Origin of the sequence: Devosia salina (assembly GCF_019504385.1) — a bacterium.
Lineage (GTDB): Bacteria > Pseudomonadota > Alphaproteobacteria > Rhizobiales > Devosiaceae > Devosia > Devosia salina.
In genome coordinates this window covers 1,792,766-1,816,075 of sequence record NZ_CP080590.1, presented here as the reverse complement: position 1 = coordinate 1,816,075, position 23,310 = coordinate 1,792,766, and the positions used below count along the sequence as shown (strand labels likewise).

Below are 23,310 nucleotides of genomic sequence, written 5' to 3'. Positions count from 1 at the left end.
GCCGGGAGCGATCCCGGCCTTTTAGCTGGTCGGCTGGCGGGCCACGAAAAGGTCCTCGGGCGTGCCTGTCCCGGAGGATGCGCGGCCATAACGCTTGAACAGTTCGATAACGCCATGGAAGCGATAGACACGGATGTAGTTCCACAGTTTCCGGCGATTGGCGTCGCTGAAATGCACCAGCTTGTCCGGCGGATTCCTGCCCGGCACCTCGCCGAGCAGCTCGAGCCAGTAGGCGAAATGGCTTTCAAAGTCAGTTGCGGAAATCACGCCGCGATCAATGAGGAAGTTGATCATCTCCAGCCGGGTCAGCAACACGTCGATCTTGTCACGGGCCGCTTTCTCCTCCTCGGAGAACTTGGCCTTGGGATTGGTTTCGTAGGTCGCGGCGTGGATTTCCAGGGCGCGCATGGCGGTGGGCTCGGAGTAGTCCAGCGCCGACAAGGCGTCCTGCGCAGAAACGTTGCCCAATAGAGCAAGTGTCTCCCGAGCCGCGGTAACGGCCTGACTCTGAGCGAGATCGTTCTTCTGGCGGATACTGTTGCGGCGATATTGAATGAAAGCTAAGGCAGCACTGGCCGCCGCTATTAGCGCGGCCAAGTTCTGGCCGTTCAAAAGCCAATGGATCACTGGCGCCATGACTGCCTCCCGACTTTTGGATATCGGAGCATCAAGCTGACGATAGGGCAATATATCAATCGAGCTAGTCGATTTGCTTTCCGGTATTTCATTCATCGCGCACGGTATTGCTTCCGGCTGGTGCGACCGCGGGGTGCATCGCAGGTCTGCATTTGCATTTCCGGAGTTGTTCGCGACCGATAAACTTCCTATAAGCCTCCCGTTCGTCGGACTCGGTTTCTCCTTCCGAGTGGCTTCTCCGGGCGCCTATCCCCCGGTCACAAGTATCATCGCGCATTTGGGCGGCTCCCAGCCGCCGGCGCCCTAGGTCTTGTATCTTATGTTCAATTTTGAAAACTACCGCGCCGAGTGGGTGCGGAACGTGCGGGGCGACCTGCTCTCCGGTCTCGTCGTGGCCCTGGCGCTCGTGCCGGAGGCCATCGCCTTTTCCATCATTGCCGGGGTCGACCCGAAGGTGGGGCTCTATGCCTCGGTGGTGATCGCCATCGTCATTTCCATCTTCGGTGGCCGGCCCGCCATGATTTCGGCGGCGACCGCGGCCACAGCCGTGCTGTTCGGCTCGCTGGTGCGCCAGCATGGGCTGGACTATCTGCTGGCGGCGACGATTCTCGCGGGCCTGCTGCAGATCGGCGCGGGCTATCTCAAGCTCCACACGGTCATGCGTTTCGTGTCCAAATCGGTGATGACCGGCTTCGTCAATGCACTGGCCATCCTGATCTTCATGGCGCAATTGCCCGAACTGATCGGGGTGCCGATGATGACCTATCCCATGGTCGCGCTGGCGCTGGCGGTCATTTACCTGTTCCCCCGCGTCACCACGCTGGTCCCGTCGCCGCTGGTGGCGATCATCGTTGTCGGCCTCGTTGTGTTCTTTGGCGGGCTGGACGTGCATCTGGTCGGTGACATGGGTGAACTTCCCACGACCCTGCCATTCTTCCTGATCCCCAATGTGCCGCTAACGCTGGATATGCTGTGGATCATCCTGCCCTATTCGGTGGGCGTGGCAGCGGTGGGCCTGCTGGAATCGTTGATGACGGCGCAGATCATCGACGAATTCACCGACACGCCCAGCGACAAGCGGCAGGAGAGCATCGGGCAGGGCATCGCCAATATTGCTTCGGGTTTCTTCGGCGGCATGGCAGGCTGTGCGATGATCGGGCAGTCGGGCATCAATGTGCGCTCGGGCGGGCGTGGGCGCCTGTCCACCTTCCTCGCCGGCGCCTATCTGCTGGTGCTGCTGGTGGTGCTGGGCGACCTGTTGCGCAATATTCCCATGCCAGCGCTGGTGGCGATCATGATCATGGTGTCGATCGGTACCTTTGACTGGCAGTCGATCCGCAATCTGCGCGAGCATCCGCGTTCATCGTCCATGGTGATGCTCTCGACCGTTGCCTTCGTCGTCTATACGCACAACCTTGCCATTGGCGTGCTCGTGGGCGTGCTGCTCTCGGGCGTGTTCTTCGCCTGGAAGATTTCGCAGATCTTCGAGGTGCGCAAGGAGCTGAGCGAAGACGGCAAGACGCGCGTCTATCACGTGCAGGGGCAGCTGTTCTTTGCTTCGGCCGAGCAGTTCATGGCGGCCTTCGACTTTGACGAAAAGGTCGAGCGGGTGGTGATCGACCTGACCCATGCTCACATCTGGGATATTTCCAGCGTTGCGGGAGTGGACAAGGCCGTCATCAAGTTCCGCAAGGCCGGTGTCGACGTCACCCTGTCCGGCATGAACCGCGCCAGTGCCACCATCGTCGACAATCTGGGCGTGCACCACAAGGCCAATGGCGACCTGCTGGTCGGCCATTCGTAAGGCAAGGGGCCCGGCGGATGCCGGGCCTTTTCATATGGCCGAACGGCGACCGGCCCAGAGGTGGCCGAGGGTGAATGCGGCGTAGATGGATGCCGGCAGGAACAGGGTGCCGATGCCGATGAACCGGTAGAGCGATGCGCCGATCGCCGCGCCGCCGAAAAGGCCCAGCCATATGGCGAGATGCTGCAACCAGCGCCTAGGCGGCGCCGCCCCGCGCAGGGCCAGCGCCAGATCCTGGCCGGCCATGTAGAGCGTGCCGGTGACGAAGGTAGCGCCCAGGCGCACGGCGCCCCGCATGGGCAGAATGGCATTCTGCGCCCCTGCGCTGGCGGCGAGGACCAGCATTGTCTGGGTAGACGGAAACCCGCTCAATGTCAGGGACAGCGTCAGCGCCACGCCGGCGAATACGGCAGCGCTGACGGCGGCCGGACCCCAACGGGCATTGGAGAAGGCGGCCAGCGCACCAAAGACGCTGCCGATGAAGAACAGGGCGATGAGTGAAGCGGTCAATAACACCACTGGCCATGCGCCCTCGACCAGGGCAGCGCCGCCCTGGGTGGTGTTCCCGCTCATGAACGAGGTGAAATAGCCGCCCAGCTCGATGAAGCCGACCACGTCGATAAGCCCCGCGGAAGCGGTCAGTGCCATGCCCAGGGCAAGGTGGCGGGCTGGTGTCATGGCCGGCCTAAAGTTCCGCGGCGATCTTGCTGGCTAGCGCTGCCAGTTCGGCATCGTCGGCCTTGCCGCCCGCATGGGCGCCGAGCGCGACCCCTTCATAGATGGGGATGATATGAAAATGGAGGTGGAACACGGTCTGCCCGGCCGGTGCCTCGTTGAACTGCATCAGTCGCAGGCCATCGGCCCCCGTGGCGGCCTTGACCGCCCGGGCGACCCGCTGCACCAGCGGCATCACGGCTGACAGGTCAGCGGGATCGGCATCGAGCAGGTTACGGGACGCCGCCTTGGGGACGATGAGGGTGTGGCCCCGCGATTGGGGGAAGATGTCCATCATCACCAGGGCGATGTCATCCTCGTGCACATTGTGGCAGGGCAGTTCGCCCTTGAGAATCCTGGCGAAGATATTGGCGGAATCGTAGGTCATGTGGCCCTCGTGCGGTCGCGTATCATCATGTTTAGGGGCGCTGCAGCGGGAGGAAAAGCCCCGATATCGATATCCTCGCCGCGGCTTCTGGAGCGAGGCGGGCTGGCAGATGTATCAGCGCTCCTGACGCTCGCCTTTGCGGAATGGCGTGAACCCCTCGAGCAGTTCCTGTTGCTGTTCGATGGCAGGTCGCTCGTCTTCGAGATATTCGGCGACGGCGCGCCTCAGGCCGGGATGCGCAATCCAGTGTACCGAATGGGTGAGGACGGGCTCATAGCCACGCGCCAGCTTGTGTTCGCCCTGGGCGCCGGCCTCGACGACGGCCAGCCCATGCGCGATGGCGTAGTCGATGGCCTGGTAATAGCAGACTTCGAAATGGAGGAACGGGACGTCCCGCGTAGCGCCCCAATTGCGTCCATAGAGACGGTCGCGCCCACGGAAATTGATGGCGCCGGCGATGGGCGTGTCGCCGTCATAGGCGAGCATGAGAACCACTCGGTCGGCCATGTATTGGCCGAGGAGCGAGAAGAAGGTGCGGTTGAGATAGGGCCGGCCCCATTTGCGGGCGCCGGTGTCTTCGTAGAAGGCAAAGAAGGCGTCCCAATGGTGCTCCTGGATGTCCGAGCCGGACAACCAGCGGACACTGATGCCATCGGCAAGGGCATCCCGGCGTTCGCGGCGGATGGTCTTGCGCTTGCGCGAGGCGAGGGTTTCGAGAAAATCCTCGAAGCTGGCATAGCCCTGGTTGTGCCAGTGGAACTGGGTGTCGACGCGACGGAGCCAGTCGAGCGAGCCGGCCAGTTCGGCTTCGCTCCCCGGCACGAATGTCAGGTGAACCGAGGAGGCACCGAGCCGTCCAGCAAGTTGCTGGGCGGTCGAGAGCAGGGCCGCCTGGGCTTCCAGGCTCCCGGACGGAACCAACAGCTTGGGTGCGGTGGCCGGGGTAAATGGCACCGAGCCCTGAAGCTTTGGATAATAGTGGCCACCGGCGCGCTCCAGCGCATTGGCCCAGCCATGGTCGAACACGTATTCGCCCATGGAGTGGGACTTTAGAAACAGCGGCAAAAGGCCGATCGGGCTGTTATTGCTGTCGGCGAGAAGGATGTGCTGCGCCTGCCACCCGGTCTTGCCGGTGGCGCAGCCCGATTGTTCGAGGGCCAGGAAAAAAGCGTGATCGAGGAAGGGGTTGTCCGGAACGCCGTCCGTCGAGGGAACAAGACTGTTCCACACCGCGGCCGGGATGGAGGCCGTTGTGGGGTGGATCGTTGCCGTGTAACCGCTTGCAGACACTGGGACGAAAAGCCCTGAACTTGGGTCTGGCCGATATGGGGTGGCGTGGCCCCGGATTCAACCGGGGCCGGAAAGGCTAGACCTCGACGACCGCTTCGATTTCGACGGCCGCACCGAGGGGAAGCGAGGCGACGCCGAAGGCGGCGCGGGCATGTTTGCCCTTGTCTCCGAGCACGCCGACCAGGAGGTTGGACGCACCATTGGCCACCAGATGCTGTTCGAAGAAGTCGGGGGCCGAAGCGACCAACACCGTCAGCTTGACGATTTTCTTGACTTCGTGGAGGGGCACGCCGGCCATGTGGACGATCTGTGCAAGAATATTGACGGCGCTGAGTTCGGCGGCATTGCCACCCTGCACGACATTCATGGTGTCGCCCAGCCGGCCCTGCACGACGCCCTGGTCGTTGCTGGAGAGCTGCCCCGACACGTAGAGGAGGTTGCCACTGCGGCTGACCGGCACATAGCTGGCCACGGGCGCCTTGGGCGCGGGCAGTTCATAGCCATATTCACGGAGCTTTTCGATCGGGTCGGTCATCTGGTCTTGCCTTCGAGGTCGTCTGCTTCTTCTTCGGATACCGGCCCCGAGACGATTTCGGGCCGGGATGTATATAGCTTGCCGCGTACCACGGCCGCACGCCCGAAACGGGTTCGGACCTTGTCCATGGCCCGCTCCGCGGCCGCCTTGCGGGCCACCTGCGGCTCCAGCAGGTCGCTGGGATCGGAACCATCTGCCGCTTCCAGGCCCGCAATGCCGATGCCGATCAACCGGAACGGCGTGCCATCGGTTTCACGTTGCAGCAGGTCGCGCCCGGTTTCATAGAGCACATTGGCCAGCTGCGTGGGCATCATCAGGTGTCGGGCACGCGTGCGCAACTTAAATCCGGCCGTCTTGAGTTTCAGCGTCACCGTGTCGCCCACCAGACCCTTGGCCTTGAGGCGTTCCGAAAGGCGTTCGGAGCATTTGAGCAGTTCGGTGGAGAGTTCGTCGAGGGAGGCCAGGTCGCGGAAAAAGGTGGTTTCCGAGGAGACCGTCTTCATCTCGCCATCCGTGGAGACCCGGCGGCTATCCAGTCCCTGGGCCAGCCGGGCCAGCCGGGCGCCCGATTCGCCGTAGAGCCGCATCAGGCGGGCAGGGTCCTCCTGCTGGAGCTGGCCGATCGTATGATAGCCATCGCGCTTGAGGGTCTCGGAAAAGACCTTGCCGACACCGAAGATGAGGCTGATCGGCTTTGGCGCCAGGAATTCAAGTGTTTCCGCCGCACCGATCACGGCAAAGCCACGGGGCTTGTCGAGGTCGGACGCGACCTTGGCCAGGAACTTGTTGTGGGAGAGCCCGACCGAAATGGTGACGCCGATTTCCTGCTCGATGGTGCGGGCAAAGCGCGCCAGGCTCAGGGCAGGGGGTGCCTTGTGCACGCGCTCGGTGCCGGTCATGTCAAGAAAGGCTTCGTCGATGGAAATCGGCTCGACCAATGGGGTCAGCGCCTCCATGTGCGCCCTGATCTGTCGGCTGACTTCGACATATTTGGCCATGTCCGGCTTGATGACCACAGCGTCGGGGCAGAGTTCGCGCGCCTTGAACATGGGCATGGCCGAGCGCACACCGGATTGGCGCGCGATGTAGCAACAGGTCGAGACCACGCCGCGCTGGCCGCCCCCGATGATCAGCGGCTTGTCGCGCAGAGATGGATCATCGCGCTTCTCGACCGAGGCGTAGAAGGCATCGCAATCGACATGGGCGATGGAGAGGCTGAACAGCTCCGGGTGACTGCGCAGGCGGGGCGAACCGCATGTGGGGCAACGGGCGGGTTCGCTGTCGGCCCGCCCGCTGGCCATGCAGTCGCGGCAGAACCAGTCGCAGGCCATCTCACTCCACCCGGTTCAGCCGATGCCATACGCGCATGAAGGATTCCGGCGTGGTACCGGCATTGGCGCACAAGGCGAGCAGAATCGCTTCATTTGCTGCAAAATAGTCGATGAGGCCATGCTGAAGGCGCACCGTGCCGACCGAAGCGCGCAAGGCTTGCGGATCCAGCCCTGCATGCTGCATGAACGCCAGGAGTTCCTCGGGGTTTTCCGCCAGGAAGCCCAGGCAGGAATCGGCGAGGGTGGAAACGTCCGGCGCGGTGCGGTCGGTGGCGGGCACGAGATGGTCTCACTATGTGTTTGTTTAAGTTTCGATGCTAGCCCAGATGCAACGGAAAGCGAAGCTGCGCGCATTGGCGCAATCCTGCTTTCCGGCGGGGCGCCGGACGGGCGCCCAAGCGAGGTAGAATGCCCAAGAGTGTGATGATCGTGGAAGACAACGAGCTCAACATGAAGCTCTTCAACGATCTGCTTGAATCGCGTGGCTATACGGTGATCCAGACCCGCAGCGGGATGGAAGCGCTGGATCTGGCGCGCGCCCACATGCCCGATCTGATCCTGATGGACATCCAGCTCCCCGAGGTGTCGGGCCTGGTGGTGACCAAATGGCTCAAGGACGATGAACAACTGGCCCACATCCCGGTCGTGGCCGTTACCGCCTTCGCCATGAAGGGTGATGAAGAGCGCATTCTGCAGGGTGGGTGCGAGGGCTATATTTCCAAGCCGATCTCCGTGTCTCACTTTCTGGAAACCATTGCCCAATACATTGGACCTGCCTGAACGATGCTGTGTCTGCACGATGGACCAGTTCGGGCTTGGGGCCGGCGCGTAGACTGCCGGCGGACCGACAGAATTTTGGGGTAGTGTTGTGACCGCGCGCGTACTGATTGTCGATGACATTCCGACCAATGTTCGGCTGCTCGAAGCGCGGTTGACTGCGGAATATTACGAAGTCCTCACAGCCAGCTCCGGCGCGCAGGCACTGGACATCTGCCAGAACCAGGAGGTCGATATCGTCCTTCTGGATGTGATGATGCCGGAAATGGACGGTTTCGAGGTGTGCCGGCGGCTCAAGGCTGACCCGCGCACGCATCACCTGCCGGTACTGATGGTCACCGCACTGGACCAGCCCTCGGACCGCGTTCAGGGCCTCGATGCCGGCGCAGACGACTTTCTCAGCAAGCCGGTGGACGACACCCAGCTCATGGCGCGCGTGAAGAGCCTGGTGCGGCTCAAGTCGCTGACGGACGAGTTGCGCGCCCGTGCTCTGACGGGCCAGCAGATTGCCATTGAAGACGCTTTGCGCGCCATGGACAGCATCTCGGCCTCCGGTGGCTCGATCCTGATCATCGACACCGACCGACGGCACGCGGAGCGCATCCAGGCCTATCTGACGCCGGACCACCGCGTCGATATCCTGACCGAGCCGGCCGATGCCGTGTTCCAGGTGACCGGGGCAAGCTATGAACTGGCGCTGGTCAGCATGAGTCTTGAGGATTTCGATCCGCTGAGGGTGTGCTCGCAGGTGCGTACGGTGGACCATTCGCGCAACCTGCCCATCATCCTGATGGCCGATGCGGCCGACAAGCCGCGTGTCGTGCGTGCGCTGGACCTGGGGGTCAATGATTTCATCAGCCGGCCGATCGACCGCAACGAGTTGCTGGCGCGGGTGCGCACGCAGATTCGCCGGCATCGCTATGCCATGGAACTGCGCGAAAGCGTCAACAATACCATGGCTCTCGCGGTTACCGACGAACTGACCGGCCTCTACAACCGGCGCTATTTCGATCGCCACCTCAATGTCATGCTCGGCAAGGCGCAGGAGCAGGAGCGCGACATGGCGCTGATGATTCTCGACATCGATCACTTCAAGGCGGTCAACGACAATCACGGCCATGACATCGGGGATGCGGTGCTGCGCGAATTCGCTGCCCGCCTCAAGCGCAATATCCGCGGCGTGGACCTGGCCTGCCGGTTCGGCGGCGAGGAATTCGTGGTGCTCATGCCCGACACCGACACGGGCCAGGCCGAGGCGGTGGCCGAGCGCGTGCGGCAGTCCATGGCGGAAAAGAGCTTTGACGTCGGGGCGAGGCGTCCCCTCTCGGTGACGGTATCGGTCGGCGTTTCCATCAAGGAAAGCCTGGCCGATACCCCGGAAAGCATGATCAAGCGGGCTGACGTGGCTCTCTATCGCGCCAAGCGCGAAGGGCGCAATCGCGTCATCTTCGACGCCGCCTGATCGGGCGCGCAATGGCTAAAATGCCGACCATTAGGGTTATTTGTTATAATTAACAAATGGTTGCGGGCCCCGATCCGCTGGATTCTCTTGGCCTTTTTCAGAGTTGGGATTAGGGTCCTTTCAGACGGCCTTGGGAAATATCCCAAGACCCTCTGCTCCCTACGGCCCATCTCAGGTCCGCCGCAACTCCTGAGTTCCGTAGGGCGGTTGGTCCGGACGCGGACAGAGTGGCCTCTTCGACATGCCGCTCCGGACCAGCCACTCTCTTTCGAGCAAATGTGGACGCGTTCTGCCAGTCACCTGTGGACGCAGTGACGCCCCATTCCTTGTGCCCCGCATGCTGGCGTACAGGGAGTGGGGTAGGAAGACGCCGCCCATCCCCTTCGGCCAAAAACAAAACCCCCGCAATCGCTTGCGGGGGTTTGTTCATTCCAATCAGGAAGTGCCAGATTACTTGATCTTGGCTTCCTTGAATTCAACATGCTTGCGCACGACCGGGTCGTACTTCTTGAACGCCAGCTTCTCGGTCTGGGTGCGGGCGTTCTTCTTGGTCACGTAGAAAAAGCCGGTATCGGCCGTCGAGACGAGCTTGATCTTGATGGTGGCGGCCTTGGCCATTTCTGTGGTCCTTCACAAAGCGAAAGGCGCCGCAGACGGGGCAGCGCCGGAATTTGCGCGCAACCTACGGATTTACCGGCCGTTGTCAAGTGATAGCATGGCGCCGGAGGCTCCGATGATTGCACCCGTGGAACTACTCCGCAAACTGCAGGTTCGCTCGGGCAGCCGCCTCTGGCTGATCAACGTTCCGCGGGCCTTGGCCGTGGAGCTGTCGGCCGGGGCGGAGGTTGAAATTGTTCATGAGGGCGAGGCGCATGACGGTGTCCTCGCCTTCTTCGAGTCGCCGGCCGAAGCTGCGGCGCTGGCCGGTCGCATCCTGACCAGGCTGCCCGAGGATGGCCTGCTGTGGGTAGCCTATCGCAAAGGAACGGCCGGCAGGGCCGCCGGCCTTACCCGCGACATGGGATGGCAGCCCTTCATCGACGTCGGATGGCGTCCGGTGCGGGCGGTTGCCATTGACGAGGAATGGTCGGGGCTGCGGTTCAAGCCAGCCGCCCTGGTTGGCCGGTAGCGGCTTCGGCGGGCGATACTTGTTCCACTGACGAGCGCCCGCCATAGGGCCGGCTAACTGAGCCACGCAATCAGCCATTCGAGCGGAGCTCTCATGGCCTTCTTGGCTTGAAAGGCTCCACCGGAGCCTTTCATCCGCTCCGCGGACCGCCGGCGAAGTCCACTGGATCAATCGGCGCTGCGCGACGGGCTACCCGCCCTGCGAGCATAGCTCTCCGGGCCTTCGTCCCTCTGATTGATCCACTGGATCAATCAGCGCTGCGCGACGGGCCGAAGCCATACATGCGGTTGGCCCATTGCAGGCCGACGATGGCGCCCTTGATCGAGGGCAGCATGGCCAGTGGCAGGACGATGGCCAGCGGGATCATGGTCACGACATAGGTGATGGGCTGGACATGGTAGGTCATGTCCAGGTGCAGCATCAGGAAGATGATGATGTGACCCACAATGGTGATCGCGATATAGGGCGGGAAGTCGTCGGCGCGATGATGGCTCAGTTCTTCGCCACACACATCGCATTGGTCGGCGGTCTTGAGATAGGCGCGAAACATCTTGCCCTGACCACAATGCGGACAGCGGCACATGGCGCCCCGCCACATCGCCTGAGGCAGGCTGCGATCGTCAAGGGTGTGGGTCTGCTCGGTCATCGGCTATCTCTTTCTCCGGCCCTTGGGGCCGAAGCTTCTAGATGGTCCCTTCCGCAGCCGCCTTGAAGGTGGCGGATTGCCGCGCTTGCCTTCGGACAGGAGCTCGAACCGCAACGCCCCGGCGACCGGTGCCGCCTCCAGCAGGCGAACTTCCACGCGGTCGCCCAGGGTAAAGGTCTCGCCGCTGCGCTCGCCGATCATGGCCTGCCGCTCTTCGACGAAGCGATAATAGTCCTGGCCGAGCGTGGATGCAGGGATGAAACCGTCCGCGCCGGTTTCCAGCAGCCGGATGAAAAGCCCAGAGCGGGTGATGCCGGAAATCCGCCCCATGAAACGGGCGCCGACGCGTTCGGCCAGGAACTGGGCCAGGAGGCGGTCCGAGGTTTCGCGTTCGGCCAGCATGGCCCGTCTCTCGGTGGCAGAGATGTGCTGGGCAATGCCGGGAAGCTTAGCTGCCTCCTGATCGGAGAGCCCGTCATCGCCCAGCCCCAGAGCCCTGATCAGGGCCCGGTGGACAATGAGATCGGCATAGCGGCGGATGGGGGAGGTGAAATGGGCGTAGCGGTCGAGATTGAGACCGAAATGACCGTAGTTCTCGGCGGCATATTCGGCCTGTGCCTGGCTGCGGAGCACCATCTCGCTGACTTGCTCGATATTGCCGGCCTTGCGGGCCTGGCCGAGTATGCCGTTGAAATCGGCGGCGCGGACGCTGTCGGACTTCTTCACCGCAATATCGAGCGAGCCGAGGAAGTCACGCAGGGCCTGGAGCTTCTCGGAGGACGGTTCGTCGTGGACGCGGTAGAGCAGTTCGCTGCGCTTCTGCTCGAGCGTCTCGGCCGCTGCCACATTGGCGGCGATCATCATTTCCTCGATGAGCCGATGCGCGTCGAGACGCTCGGGAACATGGATGTCGCGGACCATGCCCTTGTCGTCGAGCAGGATCTTGCGCTCGGGCAGGTCGAGGTCGAGAGGGCCGCGCTGATCGCGCGCCTTTGCCATGGCCGCATAGGCTGTCCAGAGAGGGCGTAGAATGGGGTCGAGCAGCGGGCCGGTCTGATCGTCGGGATTGCCGTCGATCGCTGCCTGGGCCTGCTGATAGGAGAGCTTGGCCGCAGAGCGCATGAGAATGCGGTGAAAGCTGTGGCTCCTCTTGCGTCCGTCGGGCCCGAGTACCATGCGCACGGCAAGCGCCGCGCGGGGCTCGCCTTGCTTCAACGAACACAATTCGTTGGAAATGCGCTCGGGCAACATGGGTACGACGCGATCGGGGAAATAGACAGAATTACCACGAACATAGGCTTCGCGATCCATACCCGTACCCGGTCGCACATAGGCCGCGACGTCGGCGATGGCGACGGTGACGACAAAGCCGCCACTATTCTTCTCATCCTCGTCGGGCGCGGCGTGAACGGCGTCGTCATGGTCCTTGGCGTCGGCCGGATCGATGGTGATCAGCGGCAGGTCGCGCCAGTCTTCCCGACCCTTGAGCGTGGCTTCCCTGGCCTCCTCGGCCTCGCGGATGACGCTTTGGGGGAAGACATGCGGGATTTCGAGATTGTGGATGGCAATGAGCGAGACCGCGCCCTCGGAATGGGGATTGCCGACGACCTTGGTGACCTTGGCGCGGGGAATCATCAACCGGCCGGAGAACTTGACCTCGACCTCGACCAGATCGCCGTCACTGGCTTCGCCCAGGTCGCCGAGTGCAATGCGCATCTCCTTCTGCTTGCGGTCGACCGGGATCAACCTGGCGCCGTCCTCGTCCCGACGGACGATGCCGATATGGGCCCGACGCGGCTTGTCGAGCACCTTCATGGGCTTGGCGGTGTAGTCGGGAATCGCCTCCTCGCCGGCATCGATGCGGGCCAGAATGCGGTCGCCGGGGGCCGGAACGACGCGGGCGTGCGGGCCGGTCAGCACGCGCACGCGGGGCGTTTCGCCCTCTTCCGGGTTCCATTGGGCCGGGAAGGCGTGCAGATCGTCCGGATCCGCATCGCCGGGAATGTCGAGCACGGTGACGTGAGGCAGGGCGGCGGTGCGGCGCAGGGCCTTGCGCGTGCGCGTGATGACGCCTTCGCCCTCAAGCTCTGCCAGCATGGCCTTGAAGGGGCGCCGGAGGTCGCCGCGAATGCCGAAGACCTTGGCGAGGTCGCGCTTGCCCTTGATGTCGTCCTGCTGGGCCAGTGCCTCAAGCAGTTGCTCGCGCGAGGGCAGCCGATCGGCCACCGGCAGGCGCGGGCGCTTCGGGCCGGAGGTATTCTTGTTTTTTGGGGTCTTTGCCATGAAGTGATGTTCTTGAAATTTTCACTCTATGTAGGGGATCGGCCGCGCTTTGCCAAACCGGCTGCCGAGCCCACCGGTGCGGAAATGGGTTCACCCCCTTGTGACATCGCCCGGCGAAAGGCTAGACCTTGGCACAACGCCGCAAGGAGAGGTCGCGTTCATGCCAGCTGAAATTCTGCCTCTGATCATGGCCCTGGTGCTGGGATACCTGTCCGGTTCGATTCCCTTTGGGCTGATCCTGACCGGGGCAGCGGGCCTCGGGGATATCCGTTCGATCGGCTCGGGCAATATTGGCGCGACCAATGTCCTGCGGACCGGCAATCGGCCGATCGCGGCGGCGACCCTGGTGCTCGACGCGCTCAAGGCCGTGGCACCCATCCTGGTCGCCCGCTATTTCTGGGGTGAGGACGCGGCGCGGCTGGCCGCCGTCGGGGCCTTTCTGGGCCATTGCTTCCCGGTCTGGATCGGGTTCAAGGGTGGCAAGGGTGTTGCCGTGATGATCGGCTCGACGCTCGCGCTCAGCTGGCCGGTGGGGCTGATTTTCTGTGCCGTGTGGCTGCTGATTGCCTTCACCCGCAAGATTTCTTCGCTTGCGGCGCTGACGGCTGCGGCGACAGCGCCGATCTTTGCCTATGTGTTTTCCGGCGAACGGCTCGCCTTGGTGGTGGCGGGACTGGCGCTGCTGCTGTTCTTTCAGCACCGCGAGAATATCGGGCGACTGCTCAAAGGGACCGAGCCGACCATTGGCGGCAGCAAGAAGGCGGGCTGAAGCCGATGGGCCGAGTGACCAAAGTGCTCACGCCGGCCCAACGCATTGCCTGGCTACGGCTGATCAGAACCGACAATGTCGGCCCGGTCACGTTCCGGCAATTGCTCAACCGGTTCGGCTCGGCGGAAGCGGCGATTGAGGCGTTGCCGGAGTTGAGTCGCAAGGCCGGCAAGCCGCTCAACCCCATCAGCCAGGCCCGTGCCGAAGACGAGATTGCGGGCCTCACGCGGTACGGAGCGCGCCTTGTGGCGGAGGGTGAGCCGGATTATCCCGCACATCTGTTGCACATTTCCGGCGCGCCGCCCCTGATCACCCTGGCCGGCGGCGAACATCTCGACTGGCGGCGGACCGTCGGCATTGTCGGAGCCCGCAATGCCTCGTCGGCGGGTATCAAGATGACCCGGCTGCTGGCATCCGAACTGGGCGAACGCGGATATACCGTCGTTTCGGGGCTGGCACGGGGCATCGACACGGCGGCCCACCGCGCCAGCCTTGCCACTGGTACGGTGGCGGTCCTCGCGGGCGGGTTCGATCGCATCTATCCCGATGAGAACATACCCCTGGCTCATGACATCCTGGACAGTGGCGGGGCGCTGCTGACCGAGATGCCGCTTGGCTGGGAACCCCGGTCTCGGGACTTTCCCAGGCGTAACCGGCTGGTATCCGGTCTGTCGCTGGGCATTGTGGTGGTGGAGGCCGCCAAGCGTTCGGGATCGCTGATCACGGCACGACTGGCGCTCGAGCAGAACCGCGACCTGTTTGCCGTGCCCGGTTCGCCGCTCGATCCTCGCGCCGAGGGCGGCAATGCGCTGATCCAGCAGGGGGCGCGGCTGGTGACCAATGCCGAAGACATCATCGAAGTGCTCGGCAGTGCCGACCCCGCTCGCAGCGCCCTGTTCGACCCGGAATGGCGACCGGACGGAGAGCCTGTGGCGGACAGTGAGCCGGCAGCAGACGATCGCGGACGGTTGCTGGGCGCGTTGAGCTCGGCTCCGATAGAGGTCGACGAGTTGATTGCCCAGACCGGAATCGCCCCTCATGCCATGCAGATCCTGCTGCTGGAGCTCGATATCGGTGGGCAGGTCGAGTGGTCGAGCGGACAACTGGTGGCGCTGCGCCACAGTTGATCAGAGGAAGATCGGCTCTTCGTGCAACAGCACGCCGAAGCGGTCCTTTACGGCCGATTTGACGTGACTGGCCAGGGCGGCAACGTCGGACTGGGTCGCGCCGCCGTGGTTGACCACGACAAGAGCGTGCCGCTCGGACATGCCGACGGGCCCCATGCGAAACCCCTTGAGGCCGCTTTTTTCGATGAGCCAGCCGGCAGACAGCTTGGTCAGCCCATCGGGTTGTGGATAGCTCGGCGCCGCGGGGAATTCGGCGAGAATGGGTTCAGCCGCCTCAATCGGCACGATCGGGTTCTGGAAAAAGGACCCGGCATTGGGGTTCACCCTCCAGTCCGGCAGTTTGCTGGTCCTGAGGGCGATGACCCGGTCCATGACGAGGCGCGGTGAGAGATCGGCCGAGCCCGACAATTCCGAAAGTCCCGCAAAGCCCAGATTAGGCCGCCAGTGCCGGGTCAGGGCAAGCCGGATCGCAAGCACCACATAGCGGTTCGGCTGCTGCTTGAAGCGGCTGTCGCGGTAGGCAAAACCGCACTCGGCCCGATCGAACACCGCAGTTTCACCAGTCTGGCGGTCATAGGCATCGAGGGAATGGAAATAGTCTGCCAGTTCGGCCCCATAGGCGCCGATATTCTGCACAGGGGCCGCGCCCGCAGTGCCCGGGATCAGGGCGAGGTTTTCGAGGCCGCCAAGCCCTTGGTCCACGGTCCAGGTGACAAGGTCATGCCAGGTTTCCCCCGCGGCCGCCTCGACCAGAACCTGGGTATCGCTTTCCTCTCTGGTCCGGCGGCCGGAAAGGGCGAGGAGCGCGGTGATCCCCTCGAAGACCTCGGAGAGCACGACATTGCTACCGCCTCCCAGGACGCGGACCGGCAGTCCTTGACCTGCGGCATATTCGAACAGCGCCGGCAGCATTTCGGCTTCCGTGATTTCCAGTCCGAAGCGCGACCTGGCCCGCAATGCCAGCGTGTTGCGGGTGGAAAGGTCGAGGTCGGGAATCAGGGATGCGGCTAGGTCGGTCATTGCGCCCATAAACACCATTGTTGCCGGGGCAAGGGCAAGTGTGAAAGCGGCCCCACCGCGCCTTGCGGCGGGGCCGGGCGTATCTCAGCGGCCGCCTTCGATCTTGCGATGCCGCTGATTGATGCCGCCGGTGCCATAGGGGTAGTCGGCCATTTCGGGCTTGCTGACCGTATCGAGCCGATGCAGTTCCTCGGCCGTCAATGTCAGGTCGGCCGAGCCGAGATTGTCCAGGAGCTGCTCGCTGGTGCGTGCGCCCAGGATCACCGAGGTTACAGCCGGCTGCGCGGCGGTCCAGGCCAGGGCGACCTGCGCCATGCTGACGCCATGCGCCTTGGCGATATCTTCGACCGCGCCGATTATCTCCCAGGTGCGGGATTTGGCATTGCGGGCCTCGAAGGCCTCCATGCCGCGCTTGGGATTTTCACCGAGGCGCGTGGCCCCGGTGGGCATCTGGTCGCGCTTGTATTTTCCGGACAGCCAGCCACCGCCAAGGGGCGACCAGGGCAGCAGGCCCATGCCCGCGTCCTGGCAGGCCGGGACGATCTCGTGCTCGATGTCGCGGACCAGCAGGTTGTATTGCGGCTGCAGCGTGACCGGTGGGGCAAAGCCCTGCGCCTTGGCGATCCAGACGGCCTTGGTCAGTTGCCAGCCGAGGAAATTGGAAAAGCCATAATAGGCGATCTTGCCGGCGCTGACCGCGTCGTCGAGAAAGCGCAGCGTCTCCTCGATCGGGGTCAGCGCGTCCCAGGCGTGCATCTGGTAGAGGTCGATCTGCTCGACGCCGAGGCGTTTGAGCGAGGCCTCAAGGGCCTCGACAAGATGCTTGCGCGACAGACCGATATGATTGGGGCCATCGCCCATGGGGAAACGGCCCTTGGTGGCGATGACGAGATCACGCAGTTTTCGCGACTTCAGCCAGCGGCCGACGATTTCCTCCGAAGTGCCCGCCGAATAGACATCTGCGGTGTCGAGAAAATTGCCGCCTGCCTCGACATAGGCGTTCATCAATGCGTTGGACGTGGCCTCGTCGGATTCCGCGCCGAAGGTCATGGTGCCGAGGCAGAGATGCGAGACGACGGCCCCACTGTTTCCAAGCTTGCGATATTGCATTGAAGATTCTCCTCGATTGCCGTGAACGCGAGGCGACCTCCGCAGGCAAGCAGGGTGCGTCGCATTCAGAGATATTGGTGCTGTGGCGAGGCGCAGAACGCGCAACAACAGCAGAGCATGTATGGAAGGGCTTGTGCAAGCCCTCTATCGGCGAATACCGATGAAGTGAAAATACGGCTGCCGGGGCTCCCCGTTGACACCGGCTGGCGCCTTCACCATGTTGCGCGCTCTTTGAATGCTGTTGCGGAACGGATATCCGAATGAAGGTCGTCGTCGTTGAAAGTCCGGCTAAAGCCAAGACAATCAACAAATATCTGGGCAAGGATTATGAGGTCCTGGCCAGCTTCGGCCATATCCGCGACCTGCCGGCCAAGGACGGTTCCGTCCGTCCGGACGAAGATTTCGCCATGTCCTGGGAAGTCGACACAGCGGCAAAAAAGCGCGTCGCCGACATTGCCTCGGCGCTGAAGGGGGCCGATGGGCTGATCCTGGCGACCGACCCTGACCGCGAAGGCGAGGCGATTTCCTGGCACATTCTGGACGTGCTGCGCGCCAAGAAGGCGCTGAAGAAAGACATTCCGGTCCAGCGCGTGGTGTTCAACGCCATCACCAAGGACGCCGTGACGGCGGCCATGGCCAAGCCGCGCGACATCGACATGCCGCTGGTGGACGCCTATCTGGCGCGCCGGGCGCTTGACTATCTGGTGGGCTTTACGCTCTCGCCTATCCTCTGGCGGAAGCTGCCCGGTTCTCGCTCGGCGGGCCGCGTGCAGTCGGTCGCCCTGAGGCTGGTCTCCGACCGCGAACGCGAAATCGAGAAATTCCGGCCCGATGAGTACTGGTCGGTCGAAGCGCAGCTGGCGCAGGGCGGCAAGAATTTCCTCGCGCGGCTTTTTTCGGTGGACGGCAAGAAGACAGACAAGCTCGACATCAAGACGGGCGAGGATGCGGCGGCGCTCAAGAAACTGATCGAAGCCGGTCAGTTCAATGTGTCGAACGTCGAAAAGAAGCCCACCAAGCGTAACCCTTACGCGCCATTCACCACGTCGTCCCTGCAGCAGGATGCATCGTCGCGGCTGGGGCTTTCGCCCAACCGGACAATGCAGATCGCCCAGCGGCTCTACGAGGACGGGCTGATCACCTATATGCGTACCGACGCGGTGCAGATGGCGCCGGAAGGCATTGCCATGGCGCGCTCGGTGATCGGGAAGTATTTCGGCGAGGAGTATCTCCCGGAAAAGGCGCGCATCTACCAGACCAAGGCGAAGAATGCGCAGGAAGCGCACGAGGCCATTCGCCCCACCGACATGTTCAAGCGGCCCGAGAGCCTCAATCTCGATGCGGACCAGGCCAAGCTCTATGGCCTGATCTGGAAGCGGACGCTGGCGAGCCAGATGGCCTCGGCGGAGATCGACCGGACCAGCGTCGACATTGCTGTCAACGTGCCGGGCCGCGCCGTGGCGCTCCGCGCAACCGGCTCGGTTGTCACCTTCCCGGGATTCCTGACGCTTTATGGCGTCGAGGCAAAGAGCGATGGCGACGAGGACGATGAAGACGGCCGCGAACTGCCGCCGCTCAAGGTCGGTGACAAGCCAGACCTGAAGAAAGTCGAGATCGAGCAGCATTTTACCCAGCCGCCGGCGCGATATACCGAAGCGAGCCTGATCAAGAAGATGGAAGAGCTGGGCATCGGCCGGCCGTCCACCTATGCCGCGACGCTGACCACGCTCAAGGACCGCGATTACGTCAAGCTCGAGGGCAAGGCGCTGCATCCCGAGGATCGCGGCCGGATCGTGACGTCGTTCCTCGAGAGCTTCTTCTCGCGCTATGTCGAATATGGGTTTACGGCGCATCTGGAAGAGCAACTCGACCAGGTCTCCGCCGGCGAGCTCGACTACAAGGTGCTGCTCCGCGACTTCTGGAGGGATTTCACGGTCGCGACCGAAGAGATCAAGGACCTGCGCGTCTCCGAAGTGCTCGACGCACTCAACGACATGCTCGCCGACCACATCTTCCCGGCGCGCGAAGACGGGTCCGACCCGCGCAAGTGCCCGACCTGCGGCACTGGCACTCTGTCGCTCAAGCTCGGCAAGTTTGGCGCCTTTATCGGCTGTTCAAACTATCCCGAATGCAAGCACACGATGCAACTCTCGGACGCGGCCACGGGCCAGTCCTCGGAAGCGGCTGCCGGGGATGGCGTGCTCGGCACCGACCCTGAAAGCGGCGAAGAAGTGTTCCTCAAGTCCGGGCGCTTCGGCCCGTATGTGCAATTGGGCGAGGGCAAGGAGCCCAAGCGCTCCTCGCTTCCCAAGGGCTGGGATGCGGCGAGCCTGACGCTTGAGAAGGCGCTGCAACTGCTCTCGCTGCCGCGCGAAGTGGGCCTGCATCCGGAAACCGGTCTCCCGATTTCGGCAGGGCTGGGGCGCTATGGGCCCTTCCTGCTGCATGACGGCAAATATGCCAATCTGCCCGATGTGGAAGAGGTGTTCACGGTTGGCCTCAACCGGGCCGTGGATCTGATCGCACAGAAGGCGGCCAGTGGTGGCCGTGGGGGCCGGGGCGGTGCTGCGGTGGCGGCGATCCAGACCTTCGAGCATGACGGTGGGCCGATCACCGTCCGCGCCGGCCGTTATGGGCCCTATGTGAACCAGGGTAAGGTCAATGCGACGCTGCCCAAGGACCTGAAGCCCGAGGATGTGACGCTGGAACAGGCGATTGCCCTGATCGCGGCGCGGGCCGAGGCTACCGGCGGCAAGAAAAAGGCGCCGGCGAAAAAGGCCGCGGCAAAGAAGCCGGCTGCCAAAAAGGCGCCAACCAAGAAGGCCCCGGCAAAGAAGACAGCCGCCAAAAAGACCGATAGCTCCGAAGACGTGCCGTTCTGAGGCATCCGTTCGCGTACATCCCGCCTCTTCTCCCTCACTGGGGAGGTGCGGGGTGAAGCGCGGCAATGGCCAGATTATCCGATGGTCCGCTCGATGACGCTTAGCCAGTTGTCGAGGGCAATCTTCCGGACCAGGGTTTCGCCGTAGCCCTTGTCAAGCAGCGCCTGGAGCAGTTTCGGGACGCCCGTCACGTCTTCGATCTCGGCCGGCACCATGGCGCCGTCAAAATCCGAGCCCAGGGCCACCCCATCCTCGCCCAAGGCTTCAACGAGGGCATCGAGGTGGCGCACCATCAGGTCGATGGGTGTATCGGCGCGGAACTGTCCATCCGGGCGCAGGAAACCAGTCGCATAATTGAGGCCGACGACGCCGCCGCTGTCCCGAATTGCGGCGAGCTGCCAGTCGACCAGATTGCGGGTTCCCGGACAGATCGCATGGACATTGGAATGGGTGGCAACGAGCGGCCTGGTCGAAATGGCGGCCACATCGCGGAAGCCGGCGGCATTGAGATGGCTGAGGTCGATCATCACGCCGCGCGTGTCACACAGCCGAACCAGCTCCTTGCCGGCGTCGCTGAGGCCGGGTCCGATGTCAGGATCGGCATTGTGCCGGAAAGGCACTCCCGTACCAAAGGCATTGGCACGGCTCCAGGTGATGCCGATGGAGCGGAGGCCAGCTGCATAGAGCACTTCAAAGGACCGGAAATCGGTGTCGATGGCCTCGGCGCCTTCGATATGGAAGATGGCTGCGAGCTTGTCGTCGGCCATGGCGGCGCGGATGTCGGCTGCCGAGCGGCAGATGTCGAGGGCGCCTGCGCGTTCGAGCCCAAGCAGCAGCGCGGCCATGCCATTGGTGGATTTCAGGGCGTCCGCAATGGCGAGTTCGGGTGGTAGTTCGCCGTCGCCCATCGGGTTCCTGGCGACGCTGGCCAAATCCGTCTTGATCGGCGGCGGGAACATCGCGAAGAAGCCGCCGGACATGCCTGCGGCTCGGGCACGTGGCAGGTCAATATGGCCCCTGACGCTGCCCTGGACAAACATCTCGATCTTGTCCGCGCGATTGTGTTCGAGCAGGCGCAGGAGCGTATCATTGTGACCATCGAAAAACGGGATGGTCACGCGGCATCCTCGTGGACGAAGACCACTTTGCCACCCACGATTGTCCGCATGACCTTGCCCTGCATGCGGGCGCCCTCGAAGCTGGTATTGCGCGAGCGGGAACGGAAGCTCTTCTCGGTGACCTGCCAGGGATAGTCGAGGTCGACCAGCGTCAGGTCGGCGGGTGCGCCGCGCGCGATCCGGCCGGTTTCGAGGCCGAGGATTTCCGCGGGGCGGCAGGTCATGGCGCGCAGTATGGTCATCAGGTCGAGGTCGCCTGAATGGACCAGACGCAGGGCCGCGGCGAGCAGGGTTTCGAGGCCGATGGCGCCGTTTGAGGCCTCGGCAAAGGGCTGGCGCTTGACCTCGCTGTCCTGGGGATCGTGATCGGAGTGGATGGTGTCGATGATGCCCGCGCGCAGACCCTCAATGATCGCCTGGCGATCGTCCTCGCTGCGCAATGGCGGGTTGAGCTTGAAATAGGTGCGGTAGCGGCCGATGTCGTTTTCGTTGAGGCAGAGATTGTTGATCGACAGACCAGCGGTAACGGCGCTGCTACGGGTCTTGGCGGTTTCGACCAGGGCGACAGAGCCGGCGGTCGAAATCTGCGCCGCGTGGTAGCGAACGCGTGTGAGGGCCGCAAGTTGCAAGTCGCGCGCGAGGGGGATGGTCTCGGCTTCGCGCGGAATACCCTTCAGCCCCAGAACCGTGGCGAACAGTCCTTCATTCATGACGCCGTCGCCCACAAGGCCGGCATCGGCCGCGTGATGCACAAAGGGCATGTCGAAATTCGCCGCATAGCCCATGGCGCTGCGCAGCAGGGCGGTCGACTGGATCGACTGCGCGCCATCGGTCAGGCAGACGGCGCCGGCTTCCTTGAGGAGACCGAATTCGGTGATCTCCTTGCCGTTCAAACCTTTGGTGATGGCTGCGGCGGGCAGGATGCGGGCCGGGGATTGGGCTTCGGCACGGCGAATGAGAAAGTCGACCAGGGCCCCGTCGTCGACGGCCGGCGTGGTGTCGGGCATCATCACGAAGCTGGTGACGCCCCCCGCGACCGCAGCCGCGCCCGCGGAGGCCAGTGTCTCGCGATATTCCTTGCCGGGCTCGCCGACAAAGACGCGCATGTCAATCAGTCCTGGCGCCAGCACGTGACCAGCGGCGTTGATGACTTCGGCGTCGTCAGGCACGCCGGCCGGGCCGCCGATGGCAAGATCGCTGATGCGTCCATCCTCGATGAGGACGGCGCCGACCTGATCAGTGCCGGAGGCCGGGTCGACGATGCGGGCATTGTCGATGATTAGGGGGCGGGTCATGGTTCGTTCCTTGCCGGCAGGAGCGCATCGAGCACGGCCATGCGGACGGCCACGCCCATTTCCACCTGATCGGTGATCACCGAGCGCTCGCTGTCCGCGATCGCCGGATCGATCTCGACACCGCGGTTCATGGGGCCGGGATGCATGACGATGGCATCGGGCCTGGCATAGGAAAGCTTCTGCTCGTCCAACCCGTAGAAGCGGTAATATTCGCGCACCGAGGGGATCATCTTGCCATTGGCGCGCTCGTGCTGGAGGCGCAGCATCATCACCACATCGACGCCCTTGAGGCCCTCTTCCATGTCGGTGAAGACTTCGGTGGCGAGGTGTTCGATGCCGGCAGGCAGCAGGGTGCGCGGTGCAATCACACGCGTGCGCACATTGAGCGCCCCGAGCAGCAGCAGGTTGGACCGCGCCACGCGGGAATTGGCGATATCCCCGCAGATGGCGACTGTCAGGCCGGCAAGCGTGCCCTTGTGGTTACGGATGGTGAGTGCGTCGAGCAGGGCCTGAGTGGGGTGCTCGTGGGCGCCGTCGCCGGCATTGACCACCGAACAGCCGACCTTCTGGCTGAGCAGTTCCACGGCGCCAGCGGCCGAATGGCGCACGACCAGCACGTCAGGGCGCATGGCGTTGAGCGTCGCTGCGGTGTCGACGAGGGTCTCGCCCTTGGACACCGAGCTGGTCTTGACCGACATGTTGACCACCAGCGCGCCGAGGCGCTTGCCGGCAATCTCGAAGGACGACTGGGTGCGGGTGGATGGCTCGAAGAACAGATTGATCTGCGTCTTGCCCGATAGCGTGGGGAGCGATTTGCGTTCCTGTCGTGACACCGCGATCATCCGCTCGGCGCGGTCGAGCAGGTCGATGATCTCGTGCTGCTTGAGATCGGCGATGGAAATCAGATGGCGCTGTCGGAACGGGGGGAAGTCGCCGGAGGACCCGGCGGCGCTGGAGCTGTGCGGCATGTCGCATCCCTTGCGATTTGCTGCGG

The 23,310-nt window shown here is 63.5% G+C and carries 22 protein-coding genes and 1 other annotated feature; of the genes, 7 read left to right on the top strand and 15 right to left on the bottom strand.

Annotation, left to right across the window (positions count from 1 at the left end):
• Positions 1 to 21: 21 nt before the first annotated feature.
• Positions 22 to 636, bottom strand: coding sequence for a hypothetical protein (locus K1X15_RS08685; RefSeq protein ID WP_220307062.1), 615 nt, complete (start codon positions 634 to 636; stop codon positions 22 to 24).
• Positions 637 to 841: 205 nt separating this feature from the next.
• Positions 842 to 899 (top strand) — a sequence feature (sul1 is cis-regulatory element that is thought to sense ions involved in sulfur or methionine metabolism; They are found in Alphaproteobacteria).
• A gap of 56 nt (positions 900 to 955) precedes the next feature.
• On the opposite strand from K1X15_RS08685, the gene K1X15_RS08680 reads away from it, so the two are divergent.
• Positions 956 to 2,440: a SulP family inorganic anion transporter gene (locus K1X15_RS08680; protein ID WP_220307061.1), complete on the top strand. Its 1,485-nt coding sequence runs from the start codon at positions 956 to 958 to the stop codon at positions 2,438 to 2,440.
• A 30-nt stretch (positions 2,441 to 2,470) separates the two neighbouring features.
• On the opposite strand, the gene K1X15_RS08675 is transcribed toward K1X15_RS08680, so the two are convergent.
• The 6 genes from K1X15_RS08675 to K1X15_RS08650 all read right to left on the bottom strand — a co-directional run bounded on the left by K1X15_RS08675 (position 2,471) and on the right by K1X15_RS08650 (position 6,978).
• On the bottom strand, positions 2,471 to 3,118 hold the full coding sequence (locus tag K1X15_RS08675; RefSeq protein WP_220307060.1) for a YoaK family protein: 648 nt from the start codon (positions 3,116 to 3,118) through the stop codon (positions 2,471 to 2,473).
• 7 nt (positions 3,119 to 3,125) lie between these two features.
• On the bottom strand, positions 3,126 to 3,542 hold the full coding sequence (locus K1X15_RS08670; protein WP_220307059.1) for an HIT family protein: 417 nt from the start codon (positions 3,540 to 3,542) through the stop codon (positions 3,126 to 3,128).
• A gap of 114 nt (positions 3,543 to 3,656) precedes the next feature.
• Positions 3,657 to 4,832, bottom strand: a complete 1,176-nt coding sequence (locus tag K1X15_RS08665; RefSeq protein WP_220307058.1) for a GNAT family N-acetyltransferase — start codon at positions 4,830 to 4,832, stop codon at positions 3,657 to 3,659.
• 76 nt (positions 4,833 to 4,908) lie between these two features.
• Positions 4,909 to 5,367 (bottom strand): RidA family protein, encoded by a 459-nt coding sequence (locus K1X15_RS08660; RefSeq protein WP_220307057.1) that lies wholly within the window; start codon positions 5,365 to 5,367, stop codon positions 4,909 to 4,911.
• The gene (locus K1X15_RS08655; protein ID WP_220307056.1) at positions 5,364 to 6,698 is read right to left on the bottom strand and encodes a DNA polymerase IV; all 1,335 of its coding nucleotides are present in this window, start codon (positions 6,696 to 6,698) and stop codon (positions 5,364 to 5,366) included. Before K1X15_RS08655 ends, K1X15_RS08660 begins: the two co-directional genes overlap by 4 nt.
• 1 nt (position 6,699) lies before the next feature.
• Positions 6,700 to 6,978 (bottom strand): DUF3572 family protein, encoded by a 279-nt coding sequence (locus tag K1X15_RS08650; RefSeq protein WP_220307055.1) that lies wholly within the window; start codon positions 6,976 to 6,978, stop codon positions 6,700 to 6,702.
• 128 nt (positions 6,979 to 7,106) lie between these two features.
• Between K1X15_RS08650 and K1X15_RS08645 the strand changes: the two genes are divergently transcribed.
• Entirely contained in the window at positions 7,107 to 7,478 is a 372-nt protein-coding gene (locus K1X15_RS08645; RefSeq protein WP_220307054.1) for a response regulator, read from the top strand.
• Between the two features lie 88 nt (positions 7,479 to 7,566).
• Positions 7,567 to 8,937: a PleD family two-component system response regulator gene (locus K1X15_RS08640; RefSeq protein WP_220307053.1), complete on the top strand. Its 1,371-nt coding sequence runs from the start codon at positions 7,567 to 7,569 to the stop codon at positions 8,935 to 8,937.
• Positions 8,938 to 9,387: 450 nt separating this feature from the next.
• Here the strand turns inward: K1X15_RS08640 and rpmG are convergent, their stop codons facing one another.
• A complete protein-coding gene (gene rpmG / locus K1X15_RS08635) occupies positions 9,388 to 9,555 on the bottom strand; it encodes a 50S ribosomal protein L33 (protein WP_046104197.1) in 168 nt (55 codons plus the stop codon).
• A gap of 115 nt (positions 9,556 to 9,670) precedes the next feature.
• Here rpmG and K1X15_RS08630 point away from each other — a divergent pair, with 115 nt between their 5' ends.
• Complete coding sequence (locus K1X15_RS08630; RefSeq protein ID WP_220307052.1) at positions 9,671 to 10,066, top strand: hypothetical protein; 396 nt, start codon at positions 9,671 to 9,673, stop codon at positions 10,064 to 10,066.
• A gap of 247 nt (positions 10,067 to 10,313) precedes the next feature.
• Here the strand turns inward: K1X15_RS08630 and K1X15_RS08625 are convergent, their stop codons facing one another.
• Together K1X15_RS08625 and rnr are read right to left on the bottom strand one after the other, a co-directional pair.
• Entirely contained in the window at positions 10,314 to 10,712 is a 399-nt protein-coding gene (locus K1X15_RS08625; RefSeq protein ID WP_220307051.1) for a DUF983 domain-containing protein, read from the bottom strand.
• A 3-nt stretch (positions 10,713 to 10,715) separates the two neighbouring features.
• A complete protein-coding gene (rnr, locus tag K1X15_RS08620) occupies positions 10,716 to 12,995 on the bottom strand; it encodes a ribonuclease R (RefSeq protein ID WP_220307050.1) in 2,280 nt (759 codons plus the stop codon).
• A gap of 160 nt (positions 12,996 to 13,155) precedes the next feature.
• Here rnr and plsY point away from each other — a divergent pair, with 160 nt between their 5' ends.
• Together plsY and dprA are read left to right on the top strand one after the other, a co-directional pair.
• Positions 13,156 to 13,764 (top strand): glycerol-3-phosphate 1-O-acyltransferase PlsY, encoded by a 609-nt coding sequence (gene plsY / locus K1X15_RS08615; protein ID WP_220307049.1) that lies wholly within the window; start codon positions 13,156 to 13,158, stop codon positions 13,762 to 13,764.
• Between the two features lie 5 nt (positions 13,765 to 13,769).
• Positions 13,770 to 14,891, top strand: coding sequence for a DNA-processing protein DprA (dprA, locus tag K1X15_RS08610; protein ID WP_220307048.1), 1,122 nt, complete (start codon positions 13,770 to 13,772; stop codon positions 14,889 to 14,891).
• Here dprA and murB read toward each other — a convergent pair whose 3' ends face one another.
• On the bottom strand, positions 14,892 to 15,911 hold the full coding sequence (gene murB, locus K1X15_RS08605) for a UDP-N-acetylmuramate dehydrogenase (RefSeq protein WP_220307047.1): 1,020 nt from the start codon (positions 15,909 to 15,911) through the stop codon (positions 14,892 to 14,894).
• Positions 15,912 to 15,995: 84 nt separating this feature from the next.
• A complete protein-coding gene (locus tag K1X15_RS08600) occupies positions 15,996 to 17,021 on the bottom strand; it encodes an aldo/keto reductase (protein ID WP_220307046.1) in 1,026 nt (341 codons plus the stop codon).
• A gap of 260 nt (positions 17,022 to 17,281) precedes the next feature.
• Between K1X15_RS08600 and topA the strand changes: the two genes are divergently transcribed.
• On the top strand, positions 17,282 to 19,903 hold the full coding sequence (topA, locus tag K1X15_RS08595; RefSeq protein ID WP_220307045.1) for a type I DNA topoisomerase: 2,622 nt from the start codon (positions 17,282 to 17,284) through the stop codon (positions 19,901 to 19,903).
• Positions 19,904 to 19,977: 74 nt separating this feature from the next.
• Here the strand turns inward: topA and K1X15_RS08590 are convergent, their stop codons facing one another.
• Genes K1X15_RS08590 through K1X15_RS08580 form a run of 3 tightly spaced genes read right to left on the bottom strand, consistent with a single transcriptional unit; the run spans position 19,978 to position 23,284 of the window.
• Positions 19,978 to 21,021 carry a dipeptidase gene (locus K1X15_RS08590; protein WP_240549698.1) on the bottom strand — a complete coding sequence of 348 codons (1,044 nt, stop codon included), beginning with the start codon at positions 21,019 to 21,021 and terminating at the stop codon, positions 19,978 to 19,980.
• A complete protein-coding gene (gene pyrC / locus K1X15_RS08585) occupies positions 21,018 to 22,316 on the bottom strand; it encodes a dihydroorotase (RefSeq protein ID WP_220307044.1) in 1,299 nt (432 codons plus the stop codon). Before pyrC ends, K1X15_RS08590 begins: the two co-directional genes overlap by 4 nt.
• Positions 22,313 to 23,284 carry an aspartate carbamoyltransferase catalytic subunit gene (locus tag K1X15_RS08580; RefSeq protein ID WP_220307043.1) on the bottom strand — a complete coding sequence of 324 codons (972 nt, stop codon included), beginning with the start codon at positions 23,282 to 23,284 and terminating at the stop codon, positions 22,313 to 22,315. Before K1X15_RS08580 ends, pyrC begins: the two co-directional genes overlap by 4 nt.
• Positions 23,285 to 23,310: the final 26 nt, after the last annotated feature.